Annotated in this window: 9 protein-coding genes; 6 read left to right on the forward strand and 3 right to left on the reverse strand. The window is 34.8% G+C overall.

Annotated elements, in window-relative coordinates:
* Positions 1 to 195: 195 nt before the first annotated feature.
* Together EOD40_RS06340 and EOD40_RS06345 are read left to right on the forward strand one after the other, a co-directional pair.
* A complete protein-coding gene (locus EOD40_RS06340) occupies positions 196 to 1,188 on the forward strand; it encodes a T9SS C-terminal target domain-containing protein (RefSeq protein WP_128194059.1) in 993 nt (330 codons plus the stop codon).
* Between the two features lie 46 nt (positions 1,189 to 1,234).
* Positions 1,235 to 3,097: an ABC-F family ATP-binding cassette domain-containing protein gene (locus tag EOD40_RS06345; RefSeq protein ID WP_128194060.1), complete on the forward strand. Its 1,863-nt coding sequence runs from the start codon at positions 1,235 to 1,237 to the stop codon at positions 3,095 to 3,097.
* A gap of 75 nt (positions 3,098 to 3,172) precedes the next feature.
* On the opposite strand, the gene EOD40_RS06350 is transcribed toward EOD40_RS06345, so the two are convergent.
* A complete protein-coding gene (locus tag EOD40_RS06350) occupies positions 3,173 to 3,397 on the reverse strand; it encodes a CDGSH iron-sulfur domain-containing protein (protein WP_128194061.1) in 225 nt (74 codons plus the stop codon).
* A 249-nt stretch (positions 3,398 to 3,646) separates the two neighbouring features.
* On the opposite strand from EOD40_RS06350, the gene EOD40_RS06355 reads away from it, so the two are divergent.
* Positions 3,647 to 4,273 (forward strand): carbonic anhydrase, encoded by a 627-nt coding sequence (locus tag EOD40_RS06355; RefSeq protein WP_128194062.1) that lies wholly within the window; start codon positions 3,647 to 3,649, stop codon positions 4,271 to 4,273.
* A gap of 76 nt (positions 4,274 to 4,349) precedes the next feature.
* On the opposite strand, the gene katG is transcribed toward EOD40_RS06355, so the two are convergent.
* Both katG and EOD40_RS06365 read right to left on the reverse strand, forming a co-directional pair.
* Positions 4,350 to 6,566, reverse strand: a complete 2,217-nt coding sequence (gene katG / locus EOD40_RS06360) for a catalase/peroxidase HPI (RefSeq protein ID WP_164905459.1) — start codon at positions 6,564 to 6,566, stop codon at positions 4,350 to 4,352.
* Between the two features lie 204 nt (positions 6,567 to 6,770).
* Positions 6,771 to 8,321 (reverse strand): SDR family NAD(P)-dependent oxidoreductase, encoded by a 1,551-nt coding sequence (locus EOD40_RS06365; RefSeq protein WP_128194365.1) that lies wholly within the window; start codon positions 8,319 to 8,321, stop codon positions 6,771 to 6,773.
* A gap of 194 nt (positions 8,322 to 8,515) precedes the next feature.
* On the opposite strand from EOD40_RS06365, the gene EOD40_RS06370 reads away from it, so the two are divergent.
* From EOD40_RS06370 to EOD40_RS06380, 3 genes are all read left to right on the forward strand, one after another.
* Positions 8,516 to 8,962, forward strand: coding sequence for a hypothetical protein (locus tag EOD40_RS06370; RefSeq protein ID WP_128194064.1), 447 nt, complete (start codon positions 8,516 to 8,518; stop codon positions 8,960 to 8,962).
* Positions 8,963 to 9,076: 114 nt separating this feature from the next.
* On the forward strand, positions 9,077 to 10,855 hold the full coding sequence (locus EOD40_RS06375; RefSeq protein ID WP_128194065.1) for an AMP-dependent synthetase/ligase: 1,779 nt from the start codon (positions 9,077 to 9,079) through the stop codon (positions 10,853 to 10,855).
* Positions 10,856 to 11,091: 236 nt separating this feature from the next.
* Positions 11,092 to 11,577: a MarR family winged helix-turn-helix transcriptional regulator gene (locus EOD40_RS06380; RefSeq protein WP_128194066.1), complete on the forward strand. Its 486-nt coding sequence runs from the start codon at positions 11,092 to 11,094 to the stop codon at positions 11,575 to 11,577.
* The last annotated feature ends 36 nt before the right edge of the window (positions 11,578 to 11,613 follow it).

Below are 11,613 nucleotides of genomic sequence, written 5' to 3' on the forward strand. Positions count from 1 at the left end.
CAATAAATTAACCTGAGTTAACACAACAACAGCCGTAAAACCGTTATTTCTTCTATTACTACCTCTAAAATACCGATTTTTTTCCAATTTTTAAAACCAATTCTAGCTTACACTTACCCAAATAGTATTCGAAACACAATTACATAATCTAAAAGTATTGGCTTATTTTTGATGCAGCCAAAGTTAATGTCCTTTATGAAAATCCATTTTCTGATTTTTTGCCTTATCTGTAACTTCACTTATTCCCAAATAAGTGGCTGCACCGATGCTATGGCTAAAAATTTCAATCCAAATGCAACAATAAATGACGGCAGCTGCTCTTATTCAAAAACCAAATTAAAACCTGATTTTTCAAGTATTATTTCAGATTCTATTCCTGAAACTTCTGGTCTTATTGCATTCGATTCTCTGTTGTGGACACACAACGACGACCACGACACCACACTTTACGGCATGGATGTATCAGGGAAAATCAGGAAAAAAATCACGCTTTCTAACGTAATTAATCAGGACTGGGAAGAAATCACGCAAGACGAAAATTACATTTATATTGGAGATTTCGGCAACAACTACCAAGGCAACCGGACAAACCTCCACATCTTAAAAACCAATAAAAGCACTATTTATGACCAAAACCCAAAATGCGACACCATTACTTTTGTATATGAAAACCAAACCGATTTTAGTCCACAAGCCAGTAATGCAACTAATTTTGACTGTGAGGCATTTTTAGTTTATCAGGACAGCATTTATCTGTTTACCAAAGAATGGAAAACACAACAAACCACAATTTATTCCTTACCTAATTCTACTGGAAATCACGTAGCAAAAGTAAAAGCTTCGCTTAATACCGAAGGACTTGTAAGCGGTGCTACATTTATGCCCTCGCAAAAAACCATTGTTCTTTGTGGTTATTCCAAAAACGGAAAACCTTTTCTATATCTTTTATATGATTTTAAGGATTCGGATTTTTTATCTGGAAACAAACGAAAAATAAATTTAAAAATCCCCTTTCATCAAATAGAAGGCATCGCTACATTTGATGGCATTCATTATTATCTGACTAACGAGCATTTACAGCTAAAACCAATCCTAAACGTTCCTCAAAAACTGCATGAAATCAATTTAAGTCCTTTTTTGAATTCATTTCTTCAAAATCAAAAGCCGCAGCCTAAAACAATAAACTAGTAGCAAATCAATGAAATAGTTTACTTTTGCCAAAAAAATTACAACTGTGAATTATTTATCTGTCGAAAATATATCCAAATCTTTTGGAGAAAGAACCCTTTTTGAAAACATTTCTTTTGGAATCAACAAAGACCAAAAAATTGCCTTTATAGCCAAAAACGGCTCTGGAAAAACCACAATCATGAGCATTATCAATGGTTTAGACGAACCTGATACAGGACAAGTGGTTTTAAGAAAAGGAATCAGAATGGCATTTCTTTCGCAGGACAATAATTTACAAGACGAATTAACCATTGAAGAAAGCATTTTCGCCTCTGACAATGAAACCTTAAAAGTAATTGAGCAATACGAAAAAGCATTAGAAAATCCAGAAGACGAAGAAGCTTATCAAAAAGCTTTTGACGGTATGGATCAGCACAATGCCTGGGATTTTGAAACCCAATACAAACAAATTTTGTTCAAATTAAAACTGGAAGATTTTAAATTAAAAGTAAAAAATCTTTCCGGAGGACAAAAAAAGCGTCTTTCCCTAGCTATCATTTTGATTAATCGTCCAGATTTATTGATTCTTGACGAACCTACGAATCACCTGGATTTGGAAATGATTGAATGGTTAGAATCGTATTTTGCTAAAGAAAATATCACTTTGTTTATGGTTACGCACGACCGTTTTTTCTTAGAACGTGTTTGTAATGAAATTTTAGAATTAGACAACGGAAAACTATACCAGTACAAAGGAAATTACTCTTACTATTTAGAGAAAAAAGAAGAACGAATTGCTTCTGAAAACGCCAGTGTGGATAAAGCCCAAAATTTATTCGTTAAAGAATTAGAATGGATGCGCCGTCAGCCAAAGGCGAGAACAACCAAGTCTAAATCGCGTCAGGATGATTTTTACATCATCAAAGAAAAAGCACAAAGTCGCCGTAAAGAGAACAAAGTAGAACTCGAAATCAACATGGAACGCATGGGAAGTAAGATTATCGAGCTTCACAAAATTTCGAAGAAATTCAAAGACCGTGTTATTTTAGACAATTTCAGTTTTGATTTTCAACGTGGTGAACGCATTGGAATCATTGGTAAAAACGGAACTGGAAAATCGACTTTCTTGAATTTATTGACAGGAACTTTACCTTTAGATTCAGGAAGAGTAGTTAAAGGTGATACCATCAAAATAGGATATTATACTCAAAGTGGTATCAACCCAAAAGCGGGACAACGCGTTATTGATATTATCAAGGAATACGGAGAATTTATTCCGTTGGCAAAAGGAAGAATCATTTCGGCTTCCCAATTGTTAGAACGTTTTCTTTTTGATGCTAAAAAACAATATGATTTTGTAGACAAATTAAGTGGTGGCGAATTGAAACGTTTGTATTTATGTACTGTTTTGATTCAGAATCCAAACTTCTTGATTCTGGATGAGCCTACAAACGATTTGGATATCGTGACTTTAAATGTATTAGAAAGTTTCCTTTTAGATTATCCAGGTTGTTTATTGGTAGTTTCTCACGACCGTTATTTTATGGATAAAATTGTAGACCACTTATTTATCTTTAGAGGTCAGGGTGTTGTCGAAAATTTCCCTGGAAACTATTCTGATTTTAGAGCGTATGAAGACAGTGCCGATGTAGCACAAAAAGAAGAAAACAAAGCCGAAAAGAAAGATTGGAAACAAAAAAATCCAACAGGAAATCTAACTTTTAACGAGCAAAAAGAATATCAAAAAATCGAACGCGAAATCAAAGATTTAGAAATTGAAAAAACTAAAATCGAACAATTATTTTCAGAAGGAAAAATAGCTGATGCAGACATCGAGAAAAAAGCAAAAGAACTGGAAAACATCATCAATAAGATGGAAACCAAAGAAGAACGCTGGTTTGAGCTTTCTGCTAAAATTGAAGGATAAAACTCTTTACTAGTCTTAAAAGAGAAACAAAAAAGCTGCATTATGAAATGCAGCTTTTTTGTTTAATGTGAAATTTTATTTTTTCATTGGTGGCAAATCAAATGCCTTAGGTTCATGTGCAAAATTATTACGGTGAGAACCATCACAAAAAGGTTTATTAGAAGATAATCCACAACGGCAAAGTCCTAAAGCTGTTCTTCCTTCTAATCCGTAAACATTTCCATCACAGTCCATAATTTCGAAATCACCCTCAATTTTTATTGAACCATTATTATTGATTATTACTTTTGTCTTACTCATATAGCTTTTTTTTGAGTTCAAAGATTGTAAAATATATCCTGAAAGCTCAAACTATAATGCTGTTTTTAGAATACAAAAAGCTAATTTATACTGAATATACTTTAATTCAATCATAATTGTTGCTACCTAATACTAAAGTCCCAACTTTTCATACAGCAATATAAAAAGATGGGACTTTTTTGTGAGATTACAAGAGTCTTCTTTTTTTACATTGCAATTACCCCTTATATTTGAAAAAAAATACAAAACATGGACATCAAACAAATTTTTGAAAACAACAAAAAGTGGATCGCTAAACAACTGCAAGGCGACCCTGCTTATTTTGACAAATTAGGCGCTGGACAATCACCTGAAATCCTTTATATTGGTTGTTCTGATAGTCGTGTTACTGCCGAAGAAGTGATGGGTTTACAACCTGGTGAAGTTTTTGTTCACAGAAACATTGCTAATATGGTTCCTAATACCGACTTGAATTCTATGTCAGTTATTAATTATGCTGTTGGAAGTCTAAAAGTAAATCATATTGTAATTTGTGGTCATTATGGTTGTGGTGGGGTTCTTGCTGCTATGCAACAATCTGACTTAGGAATTCTAAACCCTTGGTTGAGAAACATTAGAGACGTATATAGAATTCACAGGGAAGAACTGGATTCTATTACTGATGAAGGAGAAAAATACAAAAGACTTGTTGAATTAAACGTACAGGAACAATGTATCAATGTGATTAAAACTGCCGAAGTTCAAAAAGCAAACAGCGAACGAAATCTAAAAGTTTACGGTTGGGTTTTTGACATTCACTCCGGAGAATTAATCGACTTGAAAATTGACTTTGAGGAAATCTTAAAAGATATTACCAAAATTTACAAAATCGTATAACCCGATTCTGAAAAACTTATAAATTAAACCCGACAACTTTCTAAAAGCTGTCGGGTTTTTATTTTAAACATAAAAACTAAACCAAATCAAAACGATCTAAATTCATGACTTTATTCCAAGCTGCTACAAAATCTTTCACGAATTTCTCTTTAGAATCGGTACATCCATAAACCTCAGCGATAGCTCTCAATTCAGAATTAGAACCAAAAATAAGATCCACACGACTTGCTTTCCATTTCACTGTACCTGATTTACGGTCGCGACCTTCAAAAACATCCTGAGAATCTGAAGTAGCTTTCCATGTTGTATCAAAATCCAATAAATTCACAAAGAAATCATTAGTCAATACTTCTGGACTAGCGGTAAATACTCCATGATTTGATTGATCAAAATTAGTATTCAACACACGCATTCCGCCTATTAACACAGTCAACTCTGGAACAGAAAGCGTCAGCAATTGGGCTTTATCAACAAATAATTCTTCAGCTGATACAGCATATTTTGTTTTCAAATAATTACGGAATCCATCAGCAATAGGCTCTAAAACAGCAAAAGATTCTACATCAGTTTGTTCTTGCGTTGCATCAGTTCTTCCTGCAGCGAAAGGAACTTCAATTTTAGAACCGGCATTACTAGCTGCTTTTTCAATGGCTGCACCTCCTCCTAACACAATTAAATCCGCAAGAGAAACTTTCTTTCCGTCTGATTGTGCAGCGTTAAATGTCGCTTGAATTGCTTCTAATTTTGAAATTACTTTTGCTAATTGCGCTGGATTATTGACTTCCCAATCTTTTTGAGGAGCTAATCGAATGCGGGCACCATTGGCACCACCTCGTTTGTCTGAACCTCTAAAAGTAGATGCCGAAGCCCAGGCGGTAGAAACCAACTCAGACCCAGACAATCCTGAATCTAAGATTTTTGCTTTAAGTGAAGAAACATCAGTGGCATCAATTAATTTATGACTTACAGCCGGAATTGGGTCTTGCCAAATTAATTCTTCACTTGGCACTTCTGGCCCCAGATAACGGGCAATTGGTCCCATATCACGATGCGTCAATTTATACCAGGCTCGCGCAAAAGCATCGGCAAACTGGTCTGGGTTTTCATAAAAATTTCTCGCAATCTTTTCATAAATTGGATCAAATCGCAAAGCTAAATCGGCAGTAAGCATCGTTGGTGCATGACTTTTTGATGGATTATGTGCATCGGGAACAGTTCCTAATCCCGCACCATTTTTAGGTTTCCATTGGTGTGCACCAGCTGGACTTTTGCTCAATTCCCATTCGAAACCAAAAAGATTTTCAAAATAATTATTACTCCATTTTGTTGGCGTAGTAGTCCAGGCTCCTTCTAAACCACTTGAAATCGTATCTTCTCCATGTCCTTTCCCAAAAGTGTTTCTCCATCCTAAACCTTGTTGTTCAATACTAGCTGCTTCAGGTTCAACACCTACATACTGACTAGGATCGGCAGCACCATGAGTTTTTCCAAAAGTATGACCTCCTGCAACTAAGGCTACTGTTTCCTCATCATTCATTGCCATTCGACCAAAAGTTTCACGAATATCCCTTGCCGAAGCCACAGGATCTGGATTTCCGTTTGGCCCTTCCGGATTTACATAGATCAATCCCATTTGAACCGCAGCTAAAGGGTTTTCTAATTCACGATCTCCATTGTAACGTTTATCATCTAACCATTTCCCTTCTGCTCCCCAATAAATATCCTGTTCGGTTTCCCAAATATCTTCACGTCCACCTCCAAAACCAAAAGTTTTCAATCCCATGGATTCTAAAGCACAATTCCCTGCCAATATCATTAAATCAGCCCATGAGATTTTCTTACCATATTTCTTTTTAACTGGCCACAAAAGCAATCGGGCCTTATCTAAATTCACATTATCAGGCCAGCTATTCAACGGAGCAAAACGCTGTGAACCTGAACCTCCTCCTCCTCTACCATCAGCTATACGATAAGTCCCTGCACTATGCCATGCCATTCGAATAAAAAATGGGCCATAATGTCCATAATCAGCAGGCCACCAGTCCTGAGACGAAGTCATCAAATCAAAAATATCCTTTTTAACAGCAGCTAAATCAAGCGATTTAAATTCCTCAGCATAATTAAAATCGGCTCCCATTGGATTAGAAAAATTAGCATGCTGACGCAAAACATTCAACTTTAACTGATTCGGCCACCAATCATTATTGGTCGCACCTGAACCCGCACTTTGTTTAACAATACCACTTGAAAATGGACATTTCCCCCCACCGTTTGAATTGTTTGTATTTTCCATAATATCTAATTTTTTATATTTTTTAAAAGTTGCATTGCTAATTTACGCAAATTTTACTATCAAAAATATTTTTGAAATAGATAAAAACTATAGTTTCTTAGATATTTCTTACAATGAAAAATAAAAAAACCACAATAAAAATTTAATTCTATTGTGGTTTGCAATTCTATTGCTTTACACTTAATTATTTGATTTAAAAAACGTTTACCAAGGAATAGGATTATAGTCTTTCAAGAATTTTCCACACCAATGTTTCCCAATGTTGATTCCATCAAACAAAGGATCCATTACTCTTGCCGCACCATCAACAATATCCAGAGGCGGTTGAAAATCTTCTAATTCCTGTTTCTTTTTTGCTAATTCTGCGGGATCTTCATCGGTTACCCAACCGGTATCCACAGCATTCATGAAAATTCCGTCTTTAGCTAAAGTTCCTGCAGCCGTATGTGTAAGCATATTTAAAGCAGCTTTAGCCATATTAGTATGCGGATGACGGTCTTCCTTGAAATCACGGTAAAACTTTCCTTCCATTGCCGAAACGTTAATAATATGTTTTTTGCCTGTGTTATCTTTTTTCATTACTTCCGAAAGGCGATTACACAACACAAAAGGCGCAACAGAATTAACGAGTTGCACTTCAATCATTTCAGTAGTTTCAATTTGTCCTAATTTCAAACGCCAGCTATTTGTTTTTCTTAAATCTACTTGTTGTAAATCGGCATCTAGTTCTCCTTCCGGAAAAACTTCATTGGCCACCAGTGTATTGTCAAAACTATATGGAATCTGAGATAATTTGGCGGAAGCCCGCAAACCAATCCCAGGTTCAGGTCCATGCCAAGTTACCGGCATATTTTGATTAGAAGAAGCAGCTGATGTCAACACTTTCAACTCGTCCAAACAATTAATATGATCTAATAATAATTCCTGGGCTTGCTTAGGTAAAGAAGTTATGGAACGTTCTTCATTTTCCATTAAATGAGTATAAAACCCGGCAGGACGCCTTATTGTTTGTGCTGCATTATTGATAAGAATATCCAATCGACCGTATTTTTGCTCAATAAAATTGCAAAAAATCTCTACGCTAGGAATATGTCGCAAATCCAATCCGTGAATTTTTAAGCGATGTCCCCAATCCATAAAATCATCTTCCTTTGCAAAACGCAAAGCCGAATCAACTGGAAAACGAGTTGTAGCAACAACAGTGGCTCCTCCTCTCAATAACATCAATGTAATATGGTACCCTATTTTTAATCGGGAACCTGTAATCACGGCAATTTGACCTTTGACATCAGCAGTCTGAAAACGTTTGGCATAATTAAAATCCCCACAGTCAGGACACATTGTATCGTAAAAGTGATGCATTTTAGTAAATTCTGTTTTACACACATAACAATTTCTGGGTGTTTCCAGTTCTAATTGTTCTTTGTGAGCCAAATCATTAAAAGCCAATAATTTTGGTGCAACAAAAATACTCGCTTCACGGGCATGACGAATTCCTGTTTCCTTTCGGGCAGTTCGATCACGCTTTTCCATTTTGCGTTTAGCTGCTAATTTCCCATCTTTTTTTCTACGGGAAAGCTCATCTCTGTCTGGTCTGGAGAACATTCCTGCAGCTTTGATTAAAGCCGTTCTTTGCTCTTTTGGAATTTCAAAAATTTGGTCTGTATCTGTGTTCAATTGGGATAATATAGCAATGCATCTGTCTATTTCTTCCGGAGTTATTGCACTCATAACCTCTATTTCTTCCTTCATCATCATAAAAAAACGTTTCTTATTGTTTGGCTATAATATACCAAGGCTGCAAATATAGTTTTAAAATAATAGCTGTGTTTCCTTTTTCTTAACTAAGCAGATTATAACAAAAACAACTGACTACTTTTTAAATATAAAAACGATGAAACTTTATAATTTTAAACTCAATTGTTTTAGATTGCAGGCAAAAAATTAAAATGAAACCTTCTCCATTTCTTTCAATCGCATTCTTATTCTTAGCAACAACTATTTATTCCCAAAATAAATCAGAAAAAATCACTACTCAAAACGGTGAACATTATATCACTACCTCTATAGATTATCCTATTTCAGGAACATATTTATTCGAAGGAGACAAAGAACCAATTGTACTGTTAAATCCTAATGGCTTGGGAATTTTTCAACAACATGATTTATCTAAAGTAAACATCAATTGGGGAATTGAATGTTTTGAAAACGGAGTACCCATGTATAAAAAAGGGTTCAATTATGCAGTTTACACGCTTTGGTACAAAAACAAAGAAGCAAATACAACAACCGATAATACTGAAAACTGGATAAGTGTGCACTTTTCAATCCACTTCGAAAAAAAGAAAATGTTCATCTTGGGAGAAAGAAGTAAAGAATACGTGGATAACGAATAAACAAGTCATTTTCCCAAACCCTAATTAGCTGTTCTTTTTACTTTATTTAACTGCTAAAAAAAAGAAAATTCAGTTATTTTTTTATAATTTGCATAGGATTCCAAAACTGTAAGTATGACTTCTATTACCCGAATTTTTGATTTTCCGTATCATCAACAAGATGAGTTTACTACAATTCCAGATGCTTTAGCTTCAAAGCAAAATGGTGTATGGGTAAAAATATCTACACAAGAATATATTGCTAAAGCCAATAGCATTTCCAGAGCACTTTTGTACATGGGAATAAAAAAAGACGATAAAATTGCTATTATTTCTTCTAACAACAGACCCGAATGGCATATTGTTGATATAGGTGTTTTGCAAACCGGGGCACAAACAGTTCCTATCTATCCTACTATTTCTGAATCTGATTACGAATACATTCTCAATCATTGTGAAGCCAGCTATTGTTTTGTTTCTGACGAAGAAGTATTAAGAAAAATAAACTTAATCAAAGACAAATTACTTCATCTTAAAGAAATCTATAGTTTCAATACTATTGTCAATTGCAAAAATTGGAATGAATTAACAGTACTTGGCGAAGACGAAAGCAATCAAGAAGAAGTAAAAACTAGAAAAAACAGTATCAAAACCGAAGATTTAGCCACTATTATTTACACCTCTGGGACAACTGGAAATCCTAAAGGAGTAATGCTTTCGCACCAAAATATTGTATCGAATGTTTTAGGTAGCGCACCTAGAATTCCTTTTAAAGCCGGAGCGAGTCGCGCATTGAGCTTTTTACCGATTTGCCATATTTTCGAAAGAATGGTTTTGTATTTATACCAATATTATGGTGTATCGATCTATTTTGGAGAATCCATAGAAAAAATTGGCGAAAACATTAAAGAAGTACAACCTACCGTAATTACAGCTGTTCCTAGATTAATCGAAAAAGTATATGACAAAATTTATGCTAAAGGAGCCGAACTAACTGGAATTAAAAGAAAATTATTTTTCTGGGCCATCGATTTAGGATTGCGATACGAACCTTATGGAGCGAATGGATTTTGGTACGAATTCCAACTTAAAATTGCTAGAAAACTCATTTTTAGCAAATGGCAGGAAGGCCTTGGCGGCAGGCTTGAAGTGATGGTTTCCGGTAGTGCCGCTTTACAAACCCGATTGTCACGAATTTTTGCAGCCGCAGGAATTCCTGTTATGGAAGGCTATGGTTTAACCGAAACTTCGCCTGTAATTGCTGTAAACGATATGAGAAATTTTGGTTTCCGAATTGGAACTGTTGGAAAAGTAATCGATAATGTAGAAGTAAAAATTGCCGAAGACGGAGAAATTCTTTGTAAAGGACCTAATGTAATGATAGGCTATTACAAAAACGAAACACTTACTAATGAAGTAATCACCGATGGTTATTTCCATACGGGAGACATTGGAAATATGGATTCAGATGGTTTCTTGAAAATCACCGACCGCAAAAAAGAAATGTTTAAAACTTCGGGAGGAAAATACATTGCGCCTCAGCTTATTGAAAACACCATGAAGCAATCCCGCTTTATAGAACAGATTATGGTTATTGGCGAAGGCCAAAAAATGCCTGCTGCATTCATCCAGCCTAATTTTGATTTTGTAACCGAATGGGCTAAAAAGAATAACATTGAGATTGACAATACAAAACAAGCTTTAATCACTAACGAAAATGTTATTGCCCGTATCCAACAGGAAATTGATACTATTAATTCAAAATTCGGTCATTGGGAACAAATAAAACGTTTTGAACTCACTCCTGATGTTTGGTCTATTGATGGCGGCGAATTAACTCCAACACTCAAATTGAAGCGTAAAAATATTCTTGAAAAATATCAGGATTTATATAAGAAGATATATAGCTTCTAAATAGTATTTTCACCTAATAAAAAGGGATTGTTTCATTCAGTGTGAAACAATCCCTTTTTATTTACAGCAAAAGCATTTTTTAACAAAAAAATAGATGTTTTTTATTATGCACGCATACTATTATTTCTTATATTTGAAATAACAACAATGCTAATATCATAATTTTTAGATTAAAATAAAATGATTATGATAAAAAAATAATTTTCTATTTGAAAGAAACTTAATCAGCATGCCACATGAAAAACAAAACGATAGATTACATCTTAAGAGCAACTTGGCAAGCTATTTCCAGAATGTATAATGAAGAGGCTACCAAGTATGGCGCCACAATGGCAACAGGATTTGCATTATTAAGTATCGACAAAGAAAAAGGAACGCCATCGACGGCTTTGGGGCCTAAAATGGGAATGGAACCCACGAGCCTGACCCGCACATTGAAATCGATGGAAGAAAAAGGATTAATCGTTAAAAAGAAAAACCCAAATGATGGTCGGGGTGTATTAATTTACCTTACTGACTATGGCAAAGAAAAAAGAGCCTTGTCTAAAAGTACCGTTATCCAATTTAATGAAAGTATTAAAAAACATATCTCAGATGAAAAATGGGAAAACTTCATAGAAGTTGCCGAAACCATCAACAAATTAATACACGATAAAGAAATATTTAACCAATCTGAAAACACCGAAAATGAAATCGCCACGATTCAAAAAGACAAGAAATAAAGGCGAAAACATATTCAGATAAAAATAAATAGTAAC

It is taken from the genome of Flavobacterium sufflavum (assembly GCF_004016525.1).
Lineage (GTDB): Bacteria > Bacteroidota > Bacteroidia > Flavobacteriales > Flavobacteriaceae > Flavobacterium > Flavobacterium sufflavum.

Bases quoted from the DNA above. Each gene is read 5' to 3' on its own strand.
- EOD40_RS06355 (WP_128194062.1), top strand. From the start codon at position 3,647: ATGGACATCAAACAAATTTTTGAAAACAACAAAAAGTGGATCGCTAAA.
- EOD40_RS06365 (WP_128194365.1), bottom strand. From the start codon at position 8,321: ATGATGAAGGAAGAAATAGAGGTTATGAGTGCAATAACTCCGGAAGAA.
- katG (WP_164905459.1), bottom strand. From the start codon at position 6,566: ATGGAAAATACAAACAATTCAAACGGTGGGGGGAAATGTCCATTTTCA.
- EOD40_RS06380 (WP_128194066.1), top strand. From the start codon at position 11,092: ATGAAAAACAAAACGATAGATTACATCTTAAGAGCAACTTGGCAAGCT.
- EOD40_RS06350 (WP_128194061.1), bottom strand. From the start codon at position 3,397: ATGAGTAAGACAAAAGTAATAATCAATAATAATGGTTCAATAAAAATT.
- EOD40_RS06340 (WP_128194059.1), top strand. From the start codon at position 196: ATGAAAATCCATTTTCTGATTTTTTGCCTTATCTGTAACTTCACTTAT.
- EOD40_RS06375 (WP_128194065.1), top strand. From the start codon at position 9,077: ATGACTTCTATTACCCGAATTTTTGATTTTCCGTATCATCAACAAGAT.
- EOD40_RS06370 (WP_128194064.1), top strand. From the start codon at position 8,516: ATGAAACCTTCTCCATTTCTTTCAATCGCATTCTTATTCTTAGCAACA.